23 protein-coding genes are annotated in these 22,013 nt (G+C 59.6%); 11 read left to right on the top strand and 12 right to left on the bottom strand.

Translation table 11 applies throughout. The annotated features are described in order from the left end of the window. From nuoN to VOI23_RS06980, 5 genes are all read left to right on the top strand, one after another. On the top strand, positions 1-1,440 hold the full coding sequence (gene nuoN / locus VOI23_RS07000; protein ID WP_323783484.1) for an NADH-quinone oxidoreductase subunit NuoN: 1,440 nt from the start codon (positions 1-3) through the stop codon (positions 1,438-1,440). 135 nt (positions 1,441-1,575) lie between these two features. Continuing rightward, positions 1,576-2,325 (top strand): biotin--[acetyl-CoA-carboxylase] ligase, encoded by a 750-nt coding sequence (locus VOI23_RS06995; RefSeq protein ID WP_323783482.1) that lies wholly within the window; start codon positions 1,576-1,578, stop codon positions 2,323-2,325. An 11-nt stretch (positions 2,326-2,336) separates the two neighbouring features. Continuing rightward, entirely contained in the window at positions 2,337-3,116 is a 780-nt protein-coding gene (locus VOI23_RS06990) for a type III pantothenate kinase (RefSeq protein ID WP_323783480.1), read from the top strand. Continuing rightward, positions 3,113-4,783: a ribonuclease J gene (locus VOI23_RS06985; protein ID WP_323783478.1), complete on the top strand. Its 1,671-nt coding sequence runs from the start codon at positions 3,113-3,115 to the stop codon at positions 4,781-4,783. Before VOI23_RS06990 ends, VOI23_RS06985 begins: the two co-directional genes overlap by 4 nt. 34 nt (positions 4,784-4,817) lie before the next feature. Next, positions 4,818-5,306, top strand: coding sequence for a hypothetical protein (locus VOI23_RS06980; RefSeq protein WP_323783476.1), 489 nt, complete (start codon positions 4,818-4,820; stop codon positions 5,304-5,306). A 187-nt stretch (positions 5,307-5,493) separates the two neighbouring features. Here VOI23_RS06980 and VOI23_RS06975 read toward each other — a convergent pair whose 3' ends face one another. The 9 genes from VOI23_RS06975 to ectA all read right to left on the bottom strand — a co-directional run bounded on the left by VOI23_RS06975 (position 5,494) and on the right by ectA (position 13,079). Continuing rightward, positions 5,494-6,330, bottom strand: a complete 837-nt coding sequence (locus VOI23_RS06975; RefSeq protein ID WP_323783474.1) for an ATP-binding protein — start codon at positions 6,328-6,330, stop codon at positions 5,494-5,496. After that, on the bottom strand, positions 6,327-7,250 hold the full coding sequence (tatC, locus tag VOI23_RS06970) for a twin-arginine translocase subunit TatC (protein WP_323783472.1): 924 nt from the start codon (positions 7,248-7,250) through the stop codon (positions 6,327-6,329). The genes VOI23_RS06975 and tatC overlap by 4 nt, the downstream gene beginning before the upstream one ends. Beyond that, complete coding sequence (gene tatB, locus VOI23_RS06965) at positions 7,247-7,696, bottom strand: Sec-independent protein translocase protein TatB (RefSeq protein WP_323783470.1); 450 nt, start codon at positions 7,694-7,696, stop codon at positions 7,247-7,249. The genes tatC and tatB overlap by 4 nt, the downstream gene beginning before the upstream one ends. A gap of 4 nt (positions 7,697-7,700) precedes the next feature. After that, complete coding sequence (locus VOI23_RS06960; protein ID WP_323783468.1) at positions 7,701-7,916, bottom strand: twin-arginine translocase TatA/TatE family subunit; 216 nt, start codon at positions 7,914-7,916, stop codon at positions 7,701-7,703. 154 nt (positions 7,917-8,070) lie between these two features. Further along, on the bottom strand, positions 8,071-9,180 hold the full coding sequence (locus VOI23_RS06955) for an ABC transporter ATP-binding protein (RefSeq protein WP_323783466.1): 1,110 nt from the start codon (positions 9,178-9,180) through the stop codon (positions 8,071-8,073). A gap of 188 nt (positions 9,181-9,368) precedes the next feature. After that, positions 9,369-10,793, bottom strand: coding sequence for an aspartate kinase (locus VOI23_RS06950; protein WP_323783465.1), 1,425 nt, complete (start codon positions 10,791-10,793; stop codon positions 9,369-9,371). A 4-nt stretch (positions 10,794-10,797) separates the two neighbouring features. After that, positions 10,798-11,199: an ectoine synthase gene (locus VOI23_RS06945; protein ID WP_323783463.1), complete on the bottom strand. Its 402-nt coding sequence runs from the start codon at positions 11,197-11,199 to the stop codon at positions 10,798-10,800. Between the two features lie 5 nt (positions 11,200-11,204). Then, positions 11,205-12,491, bottom strand: coding sequence for a diaminobutyrate--2-oxoglutarate transaminase (gene ectB / locus VOI23_RS06940; protein WP_323783462.1), 1,287 nt, complete (start codon positions 12,489-12,491; stop codon positions 11,205-11,207). A gap of 57 nt (positions 12,492-12,548) precedes the next feature. Then, positions 12,549-13,079, bottom strand: a complete 531-nt coding sequence (ectA, locus tag VOI23_RS06935; RefSeq protein ID WP_323783460.1) for a diaminobutyrate acetyltransferase — start codon at positions 13,077-13,079, stop codon at positions 12,549-12,551. Positions 13,080-13,296: 217 nt separating this feature from the next. Here ectA and VOI23_RS06930 point away from each other — a divergent pair, with 217 nt between their 5' ends. Further along, positions 13,297-13,779, top strand: a complete 483-nt coding sequence (locus VOI23_RS06930; protein ID WP_323783458.1) for a MarR family winged helix-turn-helix transcriptional regulator — start codon at positions 13,297-13,299, stop codon at positions 13,777-13,779. A gap of 55 nt (positions 13,780-13,834) precedes the next feature. Here the strand turns inward: VOI23_RS06930 and VOI23_RS06925 are convergent, their stop codons facing one another. Then, positions 13,835-14,872, bottom strand: coding sequence for a methyltransferase domain-containing protein (locus VOI23_RS06925; RefSeq protein ID WP_323783456.1), 1,038 nt, complete (start codon positions 14,870-14,872; stop codon positions 13,835-13,837). Between the two features lie 158 nt (positions 14,873-15,030). Next, entirely contained in the window at positions 15,031-15,810 is a 780-nt protein-coding gene (locus VOI23_RS06920; RefSeq protein ID WP_323783454.1) for an SDR family oxidoreductase, read from the bottom strand. A 180-nt stretch (positions 15,811-15,990) separates the two neighbouring features. Here VOI23_RS06920 and VOI23_RS06915 point away from each other — a divergent pair, with 180 nt between their 5' ends. From VOI23_RS06915 to VOI23_RS06895, 5 genes are all read left to right on the top strand, one after another. Beyond that, positions 15,991-17,004: a Hint domain-containing protein gene (locus tag VOI23_RS06915; protein ID WP_323783452.1), complete on the top strand. Its 1,014-nt coding sequence runs from the start codon at positions 15,991-15,993 to the stop codon at positions 17,002-17,004. Between the two features lie 53 nt (positions 17,005-17,057). Further along, positions 17,058-17,657 carry a hypothetical protein gene (locus VOI23_RS06910; RefSeq protein ID WP_323783450.1) on the top strand — a complete coding sequence of 200 codons (600 nt, stop codon included), beginning with the start codon at positions 17,058-17,060 and terminating at the stop codon, positions 17,655-17,657. Between the two features lie 101 nt (positions 17,658-17,758). Continuing rightward, on the top strand, positions 17,759-18,601 hold the full coding sequence (locus VOI23_RS06905) for a universal stress protein (protein ID WP_323783448.1): 843 nt from the start codon (positions 17,759-17,761) through the stop codon (positions 18,599-18,601). 161 nt (positions 18,602-18,762) lie between these two features. Further along, on the top strand, positions 18,763-20,370 hold the full coding sequence (locus tag VOI23_RS06900) for a peptide chain release factor 3 (RefSeq protein ID WP_323783446.1): 1,608 nt from the start codon (positions 18,763-18,765) through the stop codon (positions 20,368-20,370). Beyond that, the gene (locus tag VOI23_RS06895; protein WP_323783444.1) at positions 20,367-20,984 is read left to right on the top strand and encodes a hypothetical protein; all 618 of its coding nucleotides are present in this window, start codon (positions 20,367-20,369) and stop codon (positions 20,982-20,984) included. The genes VOI23_RS06900 and VOI23_RS06895 overlap by 4 nt, the downstream gene beginning before the upstream one ends. A 21-nt stretch (positions 20,985-21,005) precedes the next feature. Here the strand turns inward: VOI23_RS06895 and VOI23_RS06890 are convergent, their stop codons facing one another. Beyond that, a complete protein-coding gene (locus VOI23_RS06890; RefSeq protein ID WP_323783442.1) occupies positions 21,006-22,010 on the bottom strand; it encodes a hypothetical protein in 1,005 nt (334 codons plus the stop codon). Positions 22,011-22,013: the final 3 nt, after the last annotated feature.

Raw genomic sequence — 22,013 nt, 5'->3', positions numbered from 1 at the left:
ATGATCCAGGCTGATCTGAACGTTATCCTTCCCGAAATCCTGCTGGCGGTCTACGCGATGCTGGCGCTGCTGGCGGCGGTCTATACCGGCAAGGACAAGCTGGCCGGGCTGCTGACATGGACCACCGCATTGGTGATGGCGCTGCTGGCCGCCTTGATCGGGCTGACCGGGCAGGGCGATCATGTCGCCTTTGGCGGCATGTTCAACGATGACGGCTTTGCCCGTTTCGCCAAGGTGACGATCCTGTTGTCTGCCGCCGTCGTTCTGGTGATGAGCCAGGATTACATGGCGCGCAAGGGAATGCAGCGTTTCGAATATCCGATCCTGCTGTCGCTGGCCGCTGTCGGCATGATGGTGATGGTCTCTGCCGGTGACCTGATGGCGCTTTACATGGGGCTGGAACTGCAATCGCTGGCGCTTTACGTCGTCGCCGCGATCCGCCGCGACAGCGTCAAGTCGACCGAGGCCGGTCTGAAATATTTCGTGCTCGGTGCGCTGTCTTCGGGCCTGCTGCTTTATGGCGCGTCGCTGGTTTACGGCTTTGCCGGCACCACGCTGTTTTCCGGCATCATCGAGGCGGCATCGGACGGTCATGCCTCGCTGGGGATGCTGTTCGGTCTGGTCTTTGTGATTTCCGGGTTGGCGTTCAAAGTGTCTGCGGTGCCGTTCCACATGTGGACGCCGGACGTCTACGAAGGCTCTCCGACCCCGGTCACGGCCTTTTTCGCCACCGCGCCGAAAATGGCGGCGATGGGGCTGCTGGCGCGCGTATTGCACGACGCCTTTGGCGGGGTCATCGCCGATTGGAGCCAGGTGATCGCGCTGTTGTCGCTGTTGTCGATGGTCGTTGGCGCCGTTGCGGCAATCGGGCAGACCGATATCAAGCGGCTGATGGCCTATTCCTCGATCGCCCATATGGGCTATGCGCTGATGGGGCTGGCCGCGGGCACCGCCTTTGGCGTTCAGGCGCTGCTGATCTACATGGCGATCTACGTGACGATGAACCTGGGCACATTCGCCTTTATCCTGTCGCTGGAAAAAGACGGCGCGCCGGTCACCGATATCAAGGCGCTGAACATGTATTCCAAAGCCGAGCCGGGCAAGGCGCTGGCGATGCTGGTGCTGCTGTTCTCGCTTGCCGGGGTGCCGCCGATGGTTGGGTTCTTCGGGAAATTCTACGTGTTGAAAGCGGCCTATGACGCCGGTCTGATCTGGCTGGCGGTGCTGGGCGTGGTCGCCTCGGTGATCGGTGCCTTCTACTATCTGCGCATCGTCTATTACATGTATTTCGGAACCGAGGCCGAACCTCTGGACAAGACCCGGTCGCCGATCCTGTGGGGGGTGTTGATGGCCTCGGCAGCGGCGATGGTCGTGGGGATCGTGAACCTGTTCGGGATCGAAAGCATCGCGGCAGCGGCAGCGGCAACGCTGGTCAACTGACGTCCGGTTTTCGCGCAGCGCTATCAAATGGTGACGCGCCTCTGGCGCGTCGCTTTATTTTTAAGAGGCGCCCCTGACGGGGCGCGATGCCTCCGGCGGGAGTATTTGTAACAAGATGAAAAACGGGAACGGGCAATGAGCGACTGGCCGGCAGGATATGGCAAGCGGGTGCTGGCCCAAATCGACAGCACCAATGCCGAAGCGGCGCGGGTCGCGCCGGATCTGGCCGGACCGGAATGGATTCTGGCGTTGCAGCAAACCGCCGGGCGCGGCCGCCGTGGCCGGGCCTGGTCCGATCCGGCGGGCAATTTCGCCGCCACCCTGGTCATGCGCCCGACAGAGACCGCCGATCAGGTGGCGCTGCGGTCCTTCGTGGCCTCGCTGGCCTTGTACGACGCTTTTGTAGCCGCCACCGGGCGCAGCGACGGCTTGTCTTTGAAATGGCCCAACGACGTGTTGCTGAACGGTGGCAAGGTTGCCGGTATCCTGTTGGAAAGCGCCGGCGATTCGGGTGGGGTCAGCCATATTGCCATCGGCATCGGGGTGAACCTGCGAACTGCGCCGGGTAGTGGCGAGGTGGAGCCGGGCGCTTTCCCGCCCGTTTCATTGTTGGGCGAAACCGGGATAGCGCTTGATCCCGAGGAATTCCTTGATCTGCTGGCCCCGGCCTATGCCGGGTACGAGGCGCAGTTCCGCACCTATGGCTTTGCTCCGATCCGCAGCCTGTGGCTGGACCGTGCGGCCCGGCTGGGCGAGGTGATCACAGCCCGGACCCTGCGTCACCAAGAGACCGGAACATTCGAAACAGTGGACGCGGCAGGCAATCTTGTCCTATCCACGGCCCGGGGCCGCATCGCGATCCCGGCAGCCGAGATTTTTTTCTGAAGGGGGCGGGTATGCTTCTGGCAATCGATTGTGGCAACACCAATACGGTTTTCTCGATCTGGGATGGCGAAAAATTCCTCTGTACCTTGCGCACCTCGACGCATCACGCGCGCACGGCGGATGCCTATTTCACCTGGTATTCGACGCTGGTGAACCATTACGGCATCAAGGCCGACATCCGCGATGTCATCATCAGCTCGACGGTGCCGCGGGTGGTCTTCAACCTGAGGGTTTTCAGCGACCGGTTCTTCGGATGCCGGCCTCTGGTGGTGGGCAGGCCCGATTGCCTGCTGCCGGTGGTGCCGCGCGTTGACGAAGGCACCCAGCCGGGGCCGGACCGGCTGGCCAATGCCGTCGGCGCCTATGACCGGCATGGCGGCAATGTGGTGGTGGTCGATTTCGGCACCGCGACGAATTTCGACGTCGTGGCCGATGACGGGGCCTATGTCGGCGGTGTCATTGCGCCGGGGGTGAACCTGAGCCTGGAGGCGCTGCATCAGGGCGCTGCGGCGCTGCCGCATGTGGATATCAGCCAGCCCGACAAGGTGATCGGCACCAATACGGTGGGCTGTATTCAATCCGGGGTGTTCTGGGGCTATACCGGCCTGATCGAGGGAATCATTACCCGTATCAAGGCTGAATACGGCGAACCGATGAAAGTCGTCGGGACCGGTGGTCTGGCACCTTTGTTCGATAAGGCCGATCACCTGTTCGACACCATCGAAGACGATCTGACAATGCACGGCCTGACCGTGATCCACAAATATAACAAGGACCAGGGCAACTTATGAGCACTGATCGCCTGATCTACCTTCCCCTCGGCGGAGCCGGGGAAATCGGAATGAATTGTTACGTCTTCGGCTATGGGCCGGAAGACAAGGAACGGCTGATTCTGGTCGATCTCGGGGTGACCTTCCCGGATATGGACGGATCGCCCGGGGTTGACCTGATCATGCCCGATATCGCCTGGCTGGAGGAACGCAAGGACCGGCTGGAGGCGATTTTCATCACCCATGCCCACGAAGACCATGTTGGCGCGGTCGGACATTTGTGTGACCGGCTGGGCGCGCCGGTCTATGCCCGTGCCTTCACCGCCAATATCGCCCGCGGAAAACTGGCCGAATACGGCCTGTCCGACAAGGTGGTGCGCACCACGTCGGCCTGGCCCGAAACGGTACAGGCGGGGCCGTTCAGGGTCGGGTTCCTGCCGATTTCACATTCGATCCCGGAAAGCTCTGGTCTGGTCATCGACACACCCGCGGGCCGGGTGGTCCATACCGGCGATTTCAAGCTCGACAAATCCCCGATCGTCGGCGAAGCCTACGATCCCGAACTTTGGGGATCGGTGGCCAAGGATGGGGTCAAGGCGCTGATCTGCGATTCCACCAACGTGTTCACCGCGGTGGCGGGCCGGTCCGAATCCAGCATCGGCAGCGAAATCGAAGCGCTGGTCGAAGAAGCCTCGGGCATGGTGGTGGCGACGACCTTCGCCTCCAACGTGGCGCGGGTCAAAACCCTGGCCGAGGCCGGCGAACGCGCCGGGCGTTCGATCTGCCTGATGGGGCGGGCGATGCGGCGGATGATCGAAGCCTCGATCACCACCGGCGTGCTGTCCGATTTCCCCAAAGTGGTGCCGGTCGAAGACGCCCGCAACATCCCGCGCGAAAACCTGATGCTGCTGGTCACCGGGTCGCAGGGCGAACGCCGCGCCGCCAGCGCCCAGCTGGCCAATGGCAAATATAACGGCATCACCCTGAAAGAGGGCGATCTGTTCCTGTTTTCGTCAAAAACCATTCCCGGTAATGAACGCGGTGTGATCCGCATCATGAACCAGTTTTCGCAAATGGGTGTGGATGTGGTCGATGATAGCGCCGGGCGCTATCACGTGTCGGGCCATGCCAACCGCCCCGATCTGGTCGAAATGCACAAACTGGTCCATGCCGAAATGGTCATTCCGATGCATGGCGAACACCGGCATCTGCGTGAACATGCCAAGCTGGCGCAAAGCAATGGCTATGCCTCGACCATCGCGGTCAACGGCACCATGCTGGACCTGACCGGCCACGCGCCCAAGGTCTGCGGTTTTGTCGAAACCGGGCGTACCTATCTGGATGGGTCGGTCAAGATCGGCGCGATGGACGGGATCGTGCGTGATCGCATCCGGATGGCGCTGAACGGTCATGTTCTGGTAACGCTGATTCTGGACGAAGATAACGAAACCCTGGGTGATCCGTGGTGCGAATTGCGCGGGCTGGCGGAAACCGGAACCTCGAACGCGCCGCTGGTCGATTGTCTGGAAGAAGACCTGAGCCAATTCATCGGCCGCGCCGACCGCAAGACGCTGATGGATGACGACAAGCTGGAAACAGCGCTGAAAAAGGCGGTGCGCCAGACCACGCAATCGGAGATTGGCAAAAAGCCCGAGGTCACCGTGGTGATCAGCCGCCTGGTCGGCTAGCATCAGAAAAAGGTAGATCATCTAGGAGATCGCTTTGAAGAGCACGCCAGTACTTTCAGCGTTCATTTTATTTGGCTTCGCGACACAAGCGATCTCCCAGAACAGTTTGGCACCACTCCCCGATCTGACCGTCGATAATATCGGCGATCAGCTACAAAGATGTTCGGCGTTCTACGCAGCGACGAGGTCTGTGATTGCAGAAGCGCTTGTGTTTACGGATGATCCCCTGGAAATGGCACGCCTTCAGGACTTGCGTACGCGTGCCGAAGATAATTCAGACGGTCTCCTGAAGACTGCGGTGATATTTCTGACAGTTCAGGAGGGAAAAACAGACGCTGAAGCCGTCAACGTGGCTGTCGACAACAGAGATGGCTACGCTGCTCTGTACCTGCGAACCCTAGCAGAAACAGGAAACAACCTCTCCACTATCGTTCACAATGATCTCTGGGCCAATGACATGGCGTCGTGTGCAGCGCTAGTCGCAAACATCGGATCGGTCCTTGAAGGGATCTCAAAGAAGTAACCTATGAGCTAGTCCGATAGTGTTTCGGGATTTTGTATTACTGGACATCCATCCTTACTGCAGTTGTCGCTGTCTTCGCCTAGGGTGCCCGGACAGCGGTAAAACAAAGCCCCCTTCCTTTCGGAAGGGGGCTTTTGCGTTCTTTGGGGTCGAAGCGCCGGCCTAGGCGTTGCTTCGCCCGTCCGGTTCAGATCCGCACGCCCTTGCGCCCGGCCAGATCGGTGAAATACTGCCACGCCACCCGGCCCGACCGGGCCCCGCGCGTGGCCTGCCATTCGATGGCCTCGGCGCGCAGCGTGTCCTCGTCCACCGCCACGCCGTAGGCGTCGCAATAGCCGCGGATCATTTCCAGGTATTCGTCCTGGCTGCAGGGATGGAAGCCCAGCCACAGCCCGAAGCGGTCGCTGAGGGATACCTTTTCCTCGACCGCCTCGGACGGGTTGATCGCGCTGGATCGTTCATTTTCGATCATGTCGCGCGGCATCAGGTGACGGCGGTTCGAGGTGGCATAGAACACCACGTTGTCGGGCCGTCCTTCGATGCCGCCATCCAGAACCGCCTTCAGCGATTTGTAATGCTGGTCGTCATGGCTGAAACTCAGATCGTCGCAAAACAGCAAAAACCGGTGTCCGCTGCCGCGCAGCAGGTTCATCAGCCGCGACACCGATGGCAGGTCTTCGCGTTGCAGCTCGACAATCTTGACGGCATGGCCCTGGTTCAGAATCTCGGCATGGATCGCCTTGACGATTGACGATTTGCCCATCCCGCGCGACCCCCAGAGCAGCGCGTTATTGGCCGGCAGCCCCTGGGCGAATTGCAGCGTGTTGGCCAGCAACGTGTCGCGGGTCCGGTCAACCCCGATCAGCAGGTCCAGTGCGATTCGGTTGACCTTGTCCACCGGTTCCAAACGGTCCGGATCGACATGCCAGACAAAGGCGTCGGCACCATCGAAATCGGGGGCGGCCAGTGGGGCAGGGGCGATCCGCTCCAGCGCCTCGGCAATCCGCTTCAGCCGTTTTTTCACGCCTTGCCCTCGTCGCTATCCTCGTCTTCGTCGAATTCGGCCATCAGCGGATCGTCTTCCTCGGCCTCATCCTCGTCGTCGTAATAGCCCTCTGCGCGCAGCGTCTCTTCGCGTTTGGTTTCCACCCGGGCGACCAGGAAAATCGAAATCTCGTAAAGCCCGTAAACCACGGTGAACAGGATGATCTGCGTGGTCACATCCGGCGGCGTGACCAGAGCGGCCACGACCAGAATGCCGACAACGGCGTATTTGCGGGTATTGCGCAGCCCGGCAGCGGTCGCCAGTCCGGCCTTGCCCATCAGGGTCAGCAGTACCGGCAATTGGAAACACAGGCCAAAGGCCACGATCATCTTCAGCGTGATGTCGAGCGTTTCATTGACCTTGCCGTTGAACACGATGTCGATGCCGTGATCGGCGCTTTGCGTCGCCTCTTCACCGCTCAGCAGCGCCGAAACGAAAGAGGGAAAATCGGAAAAACCCAGGAAAAAGGCCATCGCCAGCGGGATCACCACGAAATGGGCAAACGCCGCCCCCAGAAGGAACAACGCGGGCGAGGCGATCAGGAACGGCAGGAACGCGCTTTTTTCGTTCCTGTACAGCCCCGGAGCCACAAAGCGCCACAACTGGTGGGCAATGACCGGAAAAGACAGCGCCAGACCGCCCACCATCGAAATGCGGATCAGGGTAAAGAAATATTCCTGCGGCGCGGTGTATTGCATCACCGGATTGGGATTGCCCAGATCGCGCATGGTTTTTTCGATCGGGATCAGCAGGAAATCAAGGATCGCACCGCCGAAGGAAAAACAGATCACCATACCGATGACAAACGCGATCATCGCGCGGATCAGCCGGGTGCGCAGCTCGGCCAGATGTTCGATCAGGGGCGCGCTGCTGTCTTCCAAATCGTCGGTGTTGGTCATGCCTTGTCCTCGGCGGGGGGCTGTTCTGCCGCAGGGGCATCGGGCGTGTCGGCGGGCGCGGGGTCTTTCGCCGCCGCTTCGGCATCAAGCCGCGCCTGCGCCTTCTTGGCGGTAGCGTCCTGAATTTTCCTGGCGGCGTCGGCCCGGTCATCGTCCAGCGGTTTGTCGCCGGCGCTCCAGTCGGTCAGATCGCCTGCGGCATCCTTGACCTTGTCGAGACCGAACTGCGTGGGATTCGCCGCGGCTTTCAGGCCCGCCGTGACATCCTTGACGCCCGCTTCGTCCGCCGCCTGATCCATCGCACGGCTGAATTCGCGCGCCATGCCCTTAGCCTTGCCGACAAAGTTGCCGACCGTGCGGAACAGCCCGGGCAGATCCTTCGGACCCACCACGATCAGCGCCACGACGCCGATCACCAGCAGCTCGCTCCCACCAAGATCGAACATCGGCTCAGACCTTGTCCGTTTCGCTTTCCGGGGTCACGTCCTTGGCCTCATCGGCGGCCTGCTCTTCTATTTCCTTGCTGCCCTCGTTGACGCCCCTCTTGAACGAGGTGATGCCCTTGCCCACTTCGCCCATCAAAGAGCTGATCTTGCCACGACCGAAAAGAACCAGAACGACGACGGCGATCAGCAGAAGGCCGGGAAGGCCGATATTGTTCAACATGAGTGTATCTCCCTAGATCGGACCCTGTTCGCAAAGCCCGTGTAAATCATCTTCCGTATCTAATGATGAAAGGGGCCGGTTGGAAGAACCAAAGCGCCGCACGGGGGCGGTTTTTTGCCCGTCAACGGTTTGAACGGGGCTCGACTACCAAAAACTACGCAGAAAAATTGCCTTTTGGCAGCTGGCTGGCGGGAAACACGAAACAGCGGTCGCGCCGGAACATCAGCCATAACACCCGGCCCGGGTTGGGCAGGAACACGCTGGGCACCGTCGCCTTCAGGATCGACCCGTCGTAATCCATCCGAATCTCGATCAGGCTTTCCGATCCCATGAACCGCGCCCGCACCACTTCACCCCGCGCCGCCGATCCATGTTGCGGCGTCGGCAACGGGCCCTTGCCGCCACGGTCAAATTCGATTTTCAGGTGCTGCGGCCGGATGACGATTTCCACCTCATTGCCGTCCGGCACCCCCGGAGCAAGGAACTGACCGAACGGGGTTTCCGTCAACGCGCCTTTGACCTTGCCACGGATCACGTTGATATCGCTGAAAAAGGCGACCGCTTGTTTGTCTCTTGGGGCGTTGTAGATATTATACGGCGCACCTTGTTGCACGATCCGGCCATTGCGCATCAGTGCGATTTCGTCAGCCATGCGCATCGCTTCTTCGGGTTCATGCGTGACCAGCAGAACCGCCGCATCTTCCTGTTTCAGGATTTCCAGCGTCTGGTCACGGATATCGTCGCGCAACCGGTTGTCGAGACCGGAAAACGGTTCGTCCATCAGCATGATTTTCGGCCGGGGCGCCAGCGCCCGCACCAGCGCCACGCGCTGCTGTTCGCCGCCCGACAACAGGTAAGGATAGCCGTCGATGAACCGTGTCAGACCGACCTTGTCGAGCAATTCCTCGACCCGGGCGCGTTTCTGATCCTTCGACCCGGACAGGCCAAAGGCCACGTTGTCGCCCACGGTCAGATGCGGGAACAGCGCAAAATCCTGAAACATCAACCCGATATGGCGGCGTTCCGGCGGAATGCGGAACACCGTGTCACAAATCAGGTTGCCATCGACATAGATTTCGCCTTCGTCCTGCATTTCCACCCCTGCGATCATCCGCAACGTGGTGGACTTGCCGCAGCCAGATGGCCCCAAAAGACAGGTCACTTGCCCCGGATTGACCTTCAGCGATACGTCGTCGACCACCGGCTGACCGTCGAAGCGACGGACCAGATTGCGGATTTCAAGACGGGGGGGAATGGCGGACAAGGGCGTTTCCTGGGTTTCCGATCAAAACCATCGGGTTTCCCAAGTCCTTAGCAATCCTCGTGCCAACGCACAAGGCGGCAAATACGGGGCGCCGCGCCCGGTCTCAGATTTTCCGATCTGGGTAGGGTGGGGCGGGGCGTGCGGAATGTCCGCTGTTGCCTCCGCCCGCGCCCCGGAACCGCACTTCGTCAGGCGGCCTTGCGCAGGGTTTGCGCGGCATTGGTGATGAACTCGTCATGCAGCGCCTTGATGACCGGTTTCAGGTCATCGCGTTCAAGGATGAACTGGGTGTCGACATTACGCGGTCCCTGGCTGGCACCGATCGATTCAAGCCCCTTGTTCGCGATCGCCTGCAACCCGCGGGTCAGTACCGACAATCCGCTCAGATCGCGCCCGATCACCGACGCGAGCGCCAGCTTGCGGCTGGTGATCGTCGCTTGCGGATAACGCGCCGCCAGATCCTTTTCGACCCGGCGCATCGCTTTCAGCGACGTATCGAGATAATGGGTGATCGTGTTGGCGTTCGACACTTTCGACACGATGCGCACATCGTGCCGGGTCAGCACGTCAAGGATCGTGGCGTCATAGCCTTTGACCCCGACCATGTCCTGTTCGAACAGCTCCAGCGCGATGATATCCAGTCCGGTGATGATTTCGACGCCCGGATTCTCGGCCGGCTGATCGTCGATCAGCGTGCCGGGATCGCCGGGATCGAAGGCGTTGGTGACGCGCAGCGGCACCTCGGCCTGGCGCAGGGTTTTCGCCGCCTTGGGGTGGATCGCCTCCATCCCCATATTCGACAACTGGTCGGCCACGTCGTAATTGGTCCGGCCCAGCTTGCGCACCGCGTCTGCCCCGACCAGCTTCGGATCGGCCGAGGACAGGTGGAATTCCTTGTGAATAATCGCTTCACGCGCATGGGTCAGCGCGGCAAGACAGGAAAATGTCACCTCGGAATAGCCCCGGTCGAATTCCCGCATCAACCCTTCGGCGCATTGGGCATAGCCGGTTACGATTGGCATTTCGACGGTTGGGTCGATCCCCTCCATCGCGTTGCCGATCCGCTGCTCCAGCGTCACCTCGCCATCGTCGCGCCAGCCGGACAGATCGACCAGCCTTGCATTGATCCCGTGGCGTTGCAGCATCAGGGTGGTGACCAGCGCCGAATGCGCCTCGCCCAGCCCTGACAGCAGTTCGCGGATTTGCAGCATGTGTTCGGCCAGCCTGAAGTGACCGTAGGAACACAGCCGTTGCAGGTCGATCAGACAGTTGCGTGCGCCCTCGATCCGTTCCTGCACGAATGCGCTGGCCCGTTCGCGGTCGGCGTCGTGATCCAGAACGGCATCATGCGCCTTGGTCATCGCCACCGCGACCCGGTCCAGAGCCTCGTGCCAGCCATGATCGGAATCGGCATTGGCAAACAGGGCATAGACCCCCGCCTCGCCGGTTTTCTTGTGTTCCAGCAACAGGTTGGTGATCCCGGCAAAGGCCGATACCACGAAAATGCGACCGTATAGCGAATTGTCCTTGCGGTCGGCGATGAACAACGTGTCTCTCAGCACGTCCAGTTGAGACATGGACGTGCCACCGATTTTTTCAACAGTGTGTGCCATTGGATCAGTCCACCAATTCCTCCGCCGGGGCGTAGGAACCGTCTTCACGGTGGACCTCGGTCCCGGTGACCGGCGGGTTGAACACGCAGGCCATGACCAATTCCTCCTCGGCGCGCAGGATATGGCGGTCATGTTCGTTCAGCGCATACATGACGCCCGGTTCGATCGCGTGGGTTTCGCCGGTCGCCAGATCGGTGATCGACCCTTTGCCCTGCATGCAATAAACGCTTTCGAAGTGGTTCTTGTATTCGAACGTGTGTTCCGATCCGGCTTCGAGAAAGGTGATGTGGAAGGAAAACCCCATCCCATCCTGGGCCAGCAGCATCCGCACGCTGGTCCAATTCGCATCCGATACGACGCGGTCTTTCTCATCCTGGATGATCTTGTTGAAATCTCTGACAATCATATTGGTTACTCCGCCGCGAGTTTCATGTTGGTCGTGCTGTCATAGACCGCGTTGAGCAGCAGGTTCAGCCCTTTGCGCAACAGCGTGTCGGGGGTCGTGATCGGGGCCAGGATCTTGACCACCTCATCATTCGGTCCCGAGGTTTCGATCACCAGACCCTGCTCGTAGGCACGGCCACAGATTTCACTGGCCAGCTCGCCCGACCCGACATCGACCCCGCGCATCAGCCCGCGGCCCTTCAGCGTCGCACCAGGCACCATTTCGGCAATCGCCGCCAGTGCCGCCACGATCATCCGTTCCTTTTCCGCCAACTGGTCGCGGAAACTGTCATCGGCCCAGAATTTTTCAATCGCGATCCGTGCGGTGACAAAGGCATGGGTGTTGCCACGGAAGGTGCCGTTATGTTCCGCCGGGCCAAAGATATCGTGCTCGGGCCGCACCAGCATCAGCGCCATCGGCAGGCCGAAGCCCGAAATCGACTTGGCCATCGTGATGATATCCGGCGTGATCCCCATAGCGTCGAAGGAAAAGAAATCGCCCGCGCGGCCACAACCGGCCTGAACATCGTCGATGATCAGCAACGCGCCATGCTCTTTCGCCAGCTCGGCCACCTTGCGGACCCATTCGGGCCGCGCGGCATTCAGTCCGCCTTCGCCCTGCACGGTTTCCAGAATGATCGCCGCCGGGGCATCGACCCCCGAAGACGGATCGGACAGCATCTTTTCCAGCAGCGTGCTGGTGTCGAAATCCGCCCCCATATAGCCGTCGAACGGCATCCGGGTCACGCCGTTCAGCGTCATGCCCGCACCGCCACGGTGGTATTTGTTGCCGGTCGCGGCCAGCGCTCCCATGGTGACGCCGTGAAACCCGTTGGTAAAGGCGATCACGTTGGTACGCCCGGTCACTTTGCGGGCCAGCTTCATCGCGGCCTCGACCGCGTTGGCGCCGGTGGGGCCGGTGAACATCACCTTGTGGTCCATGTTCCGCGGTTCCAGGATATGGGTTTCCAGCGCCGCCAGAAACCGCGCCTTGGTATCGGTGTGCAGGTCCAGACCGTGGGCGATCCCATCGCCGGCGATGTGATCGATCAGCGCCGTTTTCATGTCGGGGTCGTTATGGCCGTAATTGAGCGACGAACAGCCCGCCAGAAAATCGATATAGCGGTTCCCGTCAGCATCAATCAGCTCGGACCCGGCGGCCTTTGCGAACACAGCGTCGAAACCGCGGCAATAGGACCGTGCTTCGGATTCACGGCGTTGAAATACAATCGGATCAGACGGAGACGTCAGCATATGACTTCCTTTTGGTAAGTTTATCAGTGAGTTAAAAACCGAGGGGCGCAGCATGGCTCAGGCCGCCGCGCGCATCCGGTTCTTCAACGAGATCGTGACCATGTTTTCGGTCTTGTGACGATCCCGGAAATGCAGCGCCTGAGTGAAGTAGGGCTGCGAATCGAGTTCGGCATCCTTGATGCGGGCAAACTTGCGGAACAAGGCCCAGGACGCGTCATTGTCGCCGGTGATCGTGGTTTGAACCCGGGCAACGTCAGCGCAGACATCGCGCGCCAGAATGTTTTGCAACATCAGCGCACCCAGACCCATACCGCGCGCCTTTTCGGCCACGGCAACCTGCCAGATGAACAACGTGTCGGGATCATAGGGCAGGATATAGCCTGAAACCCAACCCACGGTTTCACCGTCAAGTTCCGCGATCACGCAAGTTTCACGGAAGTGATCGCACTGGATCAGGTTGCAGTACATCGAGTTCTCGTCCAGCGGCTGGCAGCTGCGGACCAGCTCCCAGATATCAGCCCCGTCTTTTGCTTCGGGTTCGCGCAGGGTCGGTAACGCCGTGCCTGTCATTCCGCGTGCATGTCGCATGGATCTTTGGTGCCTCCAAGTTGCTTCGATAGGCTAAGTAACATGTGCAATCAAAAACTTCAACAGGCGAAGCGAATTTAGGGCAATTTGTGCCGCATATTGGAAATTACTGATATAAAACAATGATATAAATGCTTTGATATGCTAAATGAAAGACGCATTGTTTTTCAAAGTATTCTTCCCTATATTTAATGAGTCACACAGCAGGAGGCGGATAATGGATCGCATTGATGTCAGCTTGATCGCTCTGCGCCGCATTTTGCGGGCAACCGACCTGTTCGGCCGGGAACTGGCGCAATCGTCGGGCGTTACGGCGGTTCAGTTCCGGGTGTTGCAGATCGTCGCCGAGAAGGAACAGACCACCGCCAAGGAAATTTCACTGCGCATGCGGGTGTCGCAGGCGACGGTCACGTCGCTGGTGGACAAACTGGTGCGGCAGGGGTTGGTAAGCCGGGAAAAATCCTCGACCGACCGGCGTCAGACCAATATCGCGATGACCGAACAGGGTTGGCAAACGATCAGCGACGCACCCGATCCGCTACAGCAGCGTTTCGTGCGCAAATTTGCCGCGATGGAAGATTGGGAACAGGCGATGCTGGTCGCCTCATTGGAACGGGTCGCCTCGATGCTGGACGCCGAAGATATCGACGCCTCTCCCGTGCTGTATACCGGTGACATTCACCGGGTAACCGAAATCTAAGGGGCGGCCCGCCCCCCGGGCGCCCTCTCAATGCCGCAACCGGCTGCGGTCAGGCTCAGCAACAGGAAACCGCTGCGTCTGTTTCATCGCCAAAGGGCGCGTCCCCACCACACCCGGCAAAAATGCCGTAATGGGTGGAAAAATCACCGATAAAACTGAAATGCCCGGTAAACCGCGTGTCTGCCAGCATTTTCCAGCTGTTGCCGCAGATCGGGAATACCTTGCCGGTTTCGATGTAGTGGTGTGCGTCCAGTGCGAAACCGTGCGGCGCATGGGGCAGGGTGCCCCGATAGATCACCGCCTGACCGTAATCTTCGCAGTCGGGTTCCAGCCCGTCGAGCTTGAACAGGCGGTAGGTGGCTGAGGTGAATTTCAGCGGTGCCACCCGGTCTTGCAGCGCAGGGTTTTCTATCGTCAGCGGGCGGTGGCTGACCAGACGCGGATCATCGAACCCGGCACGTTTGGCAATGGTCAGGAAATCGTTCCAATACAGCGCCCCGGACAGGCATTCCCCATACAGCACCTCGTCCTCTGCCATCGCCTGCGGCACCCGCCGGTCGGCATAGACATCGGAAAAATACATCTCGCCGCCCGGTTTCAGCAGCTTATAAGCGCCGCGCAGCACTGCGTCTTTGTCGGTCGACAGGTTGACCACGCAATTGGACACGATCACGTCGAAACTGCCCGGCTCCAACGGCAGCTTGTCCAGTTCCTCGATGAAACCCTGATGAAACGCGACATTGGCAAAGCCGAATTTTTCCGCGTGCCAGTCCTTATGCGCCTCTGCCACAGCCAACTGTTCCGGGGTCATGTCGATGCCGACAACCGACCCTTCCGGGCCGACCAGTTGCGCCAGGGCATAGACATCGCGCCCCGCGCCACAACCCAGATCCAGCACCCGCGCGCCCTCCAGCCCCTGCGGCATCACCAATCCGCAGCCGTAATAGCGTGTCAGAACTTCGTCATGAACATTGCACAGCACATCCTTGACATAGCCGGGCATCGCCAGCGGATCGCAGCAGGCATTTGTTTGCAGATCATCTTTGCCCTGCAAAACCTTGCCGTAATAGTCCTGAACCTTTTCGTGCTGCATCGCAGTCCCCTTTGTCGTCTGTTCACAACGGGATAAGACCTGTCCCCGCTCCGGGCAATGCGGCGCGGGGGCCCGTCACGCAAGAGTGATGGAATGACAAAGGACAGCGCACACCCGGTGTTGACGCTGCCCTCGTTTTCTAGCCGAAACCGTGACGATCACATGGTCGAATTCACTCCGCCGCCATCCAGCAGGATGTTCTGGCCAACGATGAACCCGGACAGTTGCGATGCCAGGAAGGCACACATCGCGCCGAATTCTTCTGGCGTGCCATAGCGCCCGGCAGGGATCGTCTTGCACCGTTGCGCCTTGGCCTCTTCGATGCTGATGCCTTGTTGTTCGGCCACCCCGGTGTCCAGCGACACCGCGCGGTCGGTGGCGTGAATGCCCGGCAGCAGGTTGTTGATCGTCACGCCGCTGCCTGCCACTTGGCGCGAGGTGCCCGCGACATAGCCGGTCAGACCGGCACGCGCCGAATTCGACAGGCCCAGCACCGGAATCGGCGCCTTGACCGATTGCGAGGTGATATTGACCACACGGCCCCAGCCGCGCTCCATCATCCCCGGCACCAGCGCTTTGATCAGCGCGATCGGGGTCAGCATATTGGCATCCAGCGCCTTGATGAAATCTTCGCGGTCCCAGTCGGTCCACAGGCCCGGCGGTGGGCCTCCGGCGTTGTTGACAAGAATGTCGACCTCACCTGCTGCTTCCAGCAACCGCGCGCGGCCTTCTTCCGTGGTGACGTCGGCGGCGACGGTTGTAACCTCGACGCCATATTTCTGGCGGATTTCCTGCGCCGCTGCTTCCAGCGCTTCGGCACCGCGCGCGTTCATCACCAGATTGACGCCCGCCTGTGCCAGCGCTTCGGCACAGCCGCGCCCCAAACCTTTGCTCGACGCGCAGACGATGGCTTTTTTGCCCGAAATTCCCAAATCCATGCTATGCATGCCCCTCAAGTTTCTAAAATGCCGGTGTTGGCTACCGTTAAGTATAGTGACCCCTACGAAAGGCAAATGCCAGCAAAAGGCCGTCACTTTGCACGTTTTGCGCCATAATCCTAATTTAGGAAAAGAGCCAGGTGAGTGCGCCGTTTGTTGCTGTAAGGAAATATTGAACCAATGAATGATTTCGTTCCAAGTTCCGTCTTCACGCTTCCGGTCTACCGCTCGGCGGCGATGGTGGTGTCATATGGGGCGAATTTGGGCGACACGTTGTCATTCGCCGATGAACTGGTACTGGACGATACTTATTTCGTACGCGCGGGCGCGAAGCCTGCCCGGCTTGCCGTTGCACCGGGTCGCAATGGCATGTTCACCATCACCGGCAACACAGAAACCGGAACCCCGGGGGCCACGATCCATCTCGACAGCTGCCTGACCTTCATGTCCTCCGATGGCGCCACCACCGAAATTCTGGTGCTGGTCGAAGTCGACGAACAGGGCCATGTCGCGGAAATCTATGCCCTGTCATTCGCGCCGCTGCGGTCCAAGGACGAATTGGTGCTGGTCGGGGTCGATACCGAAAACGCCCGAACCAAGCTGGGCGAAATCGCCTGCGTCAGCTTCACCCGTGGCACCCATATCACCATGGCAACCGGTGAACAGCGCAAGGTCGAAGACCTCGCTGTCGGCGACCGGGTGCTGACCCGCGATGACGGGCCGCAGGAATTGCGCTGGATCGGTCAATCCACCACCCGCGCATTGGGTGAATTCGCCCCGGTCCATATCGCCGCCGGGGCTTTGCATAACACCAACGATCTGGTGGTCAGCCCGGAACATCGCCTGTTCGTTTATCAGCGTTCCGACGAATTGGGCGCAGGCCGGTCCGAATTGCTGATCAAGGCCCGCAATCTGGTCAACGGCACCACCGTGACCCGCACCGATGGTGGTTTCATCGAATATTACCAACTTCTGTTCGACGACCATCAGATCATCTATGCCGAAGGCATCGCCGCCGAAACCCTGCTGGCCGATCTGCGCACCTCGTCGGCCCTGCCGCCGGAAGTCGCCGCGCGTCTGCAATCGGGCAGCCTGCGCCATTCCGACCGGTCCTATCTGGATTTCGATCTGCCGCCCGCCGCGAAAGGCGACGAAGATTTGACCGAAACGCTGCGGCGCGCCTCCACCGGCTGATAATTTACCAAAAAAATCTTGACGGGAATCGCGCCGCGTATGATGCGTTTTCGGTGGGGTTCGAGCATGAATATATTCTGGAAAACAGAACGCAGCCGCGAGGCGTGCATGTCGTGTTGGGTTTCTCCTGTGCGGGAAAATCGACCTATATACGCCACTTAGTCACCAACGACCGTGAATTTGAAACCGCCTCACCGGTCTACGAACATATGTTCCGCAGTGGCCTGCGGTCAGCGCTGAAATCCGGGGATCTGTTTCATATGGATATCTCGGCCGTTCAGGATAGCCGCGGCGATGACCGGACCGGAGGGCTGGCCGGACGGGTGCATGACCACCCCCTGTTCAGCCGGGTTTTCGAAGCCGGGCACGAGATCACGGTGGATGTTCTGGTTGCGCCCAGATCTGAAATCAGATCGCGCATCGAGCGCCGCGATTATCTGGGTCTTGGCTGGGGCATGGACAATGCGGTTGGCACCTATCCGCGCGAGTACAAGCTGGCGCGCTTGAACTACATGGACCTGACCCGGCGCTACCTGATCTGGCAGGACTATCTGAGACGGAATTCGGTGTCGCACCGGTTTTTATGGTCGGTCGATCAAAGTTTTCGTCACCTTGACTGCTGGGACGATGCGCAGCGTGTGCTGGACAATTGATTTGTCCTGTCTGCGGCCATCTGCGGGGACTTGATATCCCCCGGAACGAACTTACCTGACCACTTGAAAACGATTGTATTGGCGAATTTCAGGGGACAGACATGATTGATACCATCATCGCGGCAACCGACCTTTCACTTCGTGGAGATATGGCGGTGCGCCGCGGGTTTGCCATTGCGCGGGCGCTCAAGGCGCGGCTGATCGTCCTGAGTATCGTCGATGACGCCCTGCCATTACCGATTATTGACGATATCATTCAACAGGGACGGAAATCGCTCGGCGCTTTTGGTCAGACCCTTGGGGCTGGCGTGGATTATGAAATCCGGGTCGAACGTGGCGACCCGACCGGCGACATCATTGCCAGTGTCGAACGGGACGGCGCCGACCTGTTGGTGATGGGGTCGCATCGTGACCGAAGCTTTCTGGATCTCCTGCGCGAAACCACGGCGCAACGGATCACCCGTCTGGCTCAGGTGCCGGTCCTGCTTGCTGCGGATCGCGACGAACGCCCTTATCAAACCATCGTTCTCGGCGCGGATTTTTCGCCCAATTCGACAGCCGGTGCCGGTTTGGCGGCAAAGCTCGCGCCGGCGGATGCGCGCATCCTGCCGGTTCACACGCTTCAGGTGCCGTATCGCGGCATGCTGGCGCAATCTGAAAATGAGGACACATTGCTGCGCAGTTTCAGCAAGGAACCGATCCAGAACGATGCGCAATGGCGCGATACCGCGGAATTGCCCGATATCCTCGCCGAGACCCAGTTCGTTGAAGGTGGCGCGGCAAGAGTCTTGGGCGACGTGGCGCGGCGCGAAGACGCTCATCTCATCGTTGTCGGGGCGCATGGCCGTGTCGGTCGGCACCGCGCCTTTCTGGGCAGCGTGGCGTCTGACATGATGCGCAGCCCGCCCTGCGATGTCCTGATCGTCCGGCAACCGGTTTCCTAAGCCCGTTCGACCGGTCTTCAGCCCCGCCAGCGGGGGCGGATTTCGCTGAGCGGGCAATCTGTAGCGTTTCACACTACAAATACCGCAAATGTCCCAAAGCTTTGCAGCGCCATGCCCTGCCAAGCTTGCCAAGTGATGCGCGCATCAATATATGCCCGACCATGTTAGACACCGCCCCAAACCGCCCCGAACTGCCACCCGAGATTGCCCGTCGCCGGACCTTTGCGATCATTTCGCATCCCGACGCTGGCAAAACCACGCTTACGGAAAAGTTCCTGCTCTATGGTGGCGCGATTCAGATGGCCGGTCAGGTCCGCGCCAAGGGCGAAGCGCGGCGCACCCGGTCGGACTTCATGCAGATGGAAAAGGACCGGGGGATTTCGGTTTCGGCATCTGCAATGTCGTTTGATTACAATGGCTTCCGGTTCAATCTTGTCGACACTCCCGGTCACTCGGATTTTTCCGAAGACACTTATCGCACCCTGACGGCGGTGGATGCGGCGGTGATGGTGATCGACGGCGCCAAGGGGGTGGAAAGCCAGACGCAGAAATTGTTCGAGGTCTGCCGCCTGCGCGACCTGCCGATCCTGACCTTCTGTAACAAGATGGACCGGGAAAGCCGGGACACCTTTGATATCATTGATGAAATTCAGGAAAATCTGGCGATTGACGTGACCCCGGCCTCTTGGCCGATCGGTCAGGGCCGGGATTTCATCGGCTGCTATGACATGTTGAATGACCGGCTGGAACTGATGGACCGTGCCGATCGGAACAAAGTGGCAGAAACCATTGAAATCAAAGGATTGGATGATCCAAAACTGGCCGAAAATGTCCCCGCTGACCTGATCGAAAAGCTGCGCGAAGAGGTCGAGATGGCGAAAGAGCTGTTGCCGAAACTCGATCCGCAAGCGGTTCTCGAAGGTCACATGACCCCGATCTGGTTCGGGTCTGCGATCAACTCTTTCGGAGTCAAGGAACTGATGGACGGGATCGGCGAATACGGCCCGGAACCGCAGGTTCAGAAGGCGGAGCCAAGGCAGATTTCTCCTGATGAAACAAAGGTTTCCGGCTTTGTCTTCAAGGTTCAGGCGAATATGGACCCCAAGCACCGCGACCGGGTCGCGTTCATCCGCATGGCCTCGGGGCATTTCAAGCGCGGCATGAAACTGACCCATGTTCGGACCAAGAAACCGATGGCCGTGACCAACCCGGTGCTGTTCCTCGCCTCCGACCGTGAGCTGGCCGAAGAAGCCTGGGCCGGCGATATCATCGGCATCCCCAACCACGGCCAGCTGCGCATCGGCGACACCCTGACCGAAGGCGAAGCGATCCGCGTCACCGGCATCCCCAGCTTCGCGCCGGAACTGCTGCAAACCTGCCGCGCGGGCGACCCGATGAAGGCCAAGCACCTGGAAAAGGCGCTGATGCAATTCGCCGAAGAAGGGGCGGCCAAGGTGTTCAAACCGAATTTCGGTTCGGGATTCATCGTCGGCGTCGTCGGCGCGCTTCAGTTCGAAGTTCTGGCCAGCCGGATCGAATTGGAATACGGGCTGCCCGTTCGGTTCGAACAATCGCAGTTCACCTCTGCCCGCTGGGTTCATGGTGACAAGCTTGCGGTGGATAAATTCGTCGACGCCAACAAACAACATATCGCCCGGGACCATGATGGAGACATCGTTTATCTGACGCGTTTACAATGGGATATCGACCGTGTTGAACGCGATTACCCAGATATAACTCTGTCCGCGACGAAAGAAATGATGGTGTGACACTGCAAAACCGCGTTCTGCCGACAGGGGACATCGTGGCCGATCCGGCGCGGGGTCTGTTCACCGGTAATCGCGGAATTTTGCACCGGCCCGATGGGTCATTGGGACGATCTCGCTGGCGGCACAAACACTGGCTTTGCTGCGCCTTGCGGTTCAAGGACCGCTATCACGGGCCGATGCCCGAACGCGGTTGGACGGCTTTGTTTTTTCTTGATGAAGCGGTGGCCTTGGCCGCCGGGCACCGGCCGTGCCACGAATGCCGCCGGGCCGATGCTGTCCGGTTTCGCAGCGCCTGGGAGGCGGCGCAGGGTCCCGTCGCGCGGCTTGCCGATATCGACACCGCGCTGCATCCCACCCGTGTATCCCGCAACCGGACGCAAATCCGTTTCGAGGCTCAGGCCGAAACATTGCCCGATGGTTGTTTTGTGCTGGCACCGGAGCCTGCGCTGGTGATGAAAAACTATATTATTATATTTACAACAGATGGTTACGTGTCAAAGCGCATCCGTCCACTTGGCCGGATTGCCGTCCTGACACCGGCCCCGATTGTACGGACTTTGGCAGCGGGCTACCAACCGGTGTTGCATCCGACGGCGTTCAGCTCTGTAATTTGACACCGGCTTTGGCGGGCTATTTCAGCGCAGCCAAAGGCCGTTTTTCTTCAGCCTTTGCCGGATCATCTGTTCCCGGCGTGGCAGGTCATCGCGGTCGAACATGTTGCGCGCTCTGTCGCCTTTGCCCTGATAGACAAAGCGCTTGATCGGCTCGTATTGCTTGAGCGCTTTCTTGATCCGGTTCGGCGCTGCAATCTCTTCTAACAACTCGACCGCCCTGTCGCTTTCGCGTGCGTAAAGCATTGGCAACAAACGATAGTGGCAACTGTAATCCCCGTCCAGATAGCCTTTGGGGAGGGCATCGCGACCACCGCCAAGCGCATGGATGACCAAGGGCAGGGCCACCTGATCTAGCCAGGGATTCAGCGACTGGCATACCAATGGTGCTGGCGGGTCGGTTTTGATCGACAGCGCGAATTCGGCAAACAGGTCTCCGAAAATCTTGGGGCATTTATAGTAAAAGAAACCTGCATTGAAATAGAGGTATCTGCGCCAATATTCATCCGGCTGAGAAAGGTCGAGAGAGCTTTCGAAATCCAGCCCGAACCGATCATAGAGCGACTTCCAAATCTCGGTATAGCCCGGGCCGTAGAGTTCCAGTTTGGGCCAGGTGCCTTCGACCCGCAGCGAAGCCGTGGGCCGGTCGAAATCAAAAGGCACTTCGGTCAGGTCGTCGAGGATCAGCGTATCGGTATCGAAGAACACAAAGGGTTCGCCTTCGGGCAGCGCCGCCAGCGCTTCGATCTTGTTGCCATGGGGATAGGATTGGCCGAAATACCGGTTTTCGAAGGGCAGGAGTTCTGCCCCGAATTCTTCCAGTAATTCAAGAATATAGGTGTTCGAGATGCTTGGGTCATCTTGCCACAGGGGGCCTGGTTGCGGCATGGCGACAAAGAAACGTCCAGGAAAATCGGGATTGGTCGCATTGAACGAGGCGGCAAACAGCAACGCCTCATATTGCAGCCTGTTGGTCTGGCCAATGATGACGATATTGAAAGGTTGGATTTTTTGTTCCGTTTTGGTCATACT

Source organism: Thalassovita sp. (assembly GCF_034670005.1).
In the GTDB taxonomy this organism is placed as follows: Bacteria; Pseudomonadota; Alphaproteobacteria; order Rhodobacterales; family Rhodobacteraceae; genus Thalassobius.
This window is presented reverse-complemented; position numbering and strand designations above follow the sequence as displayed.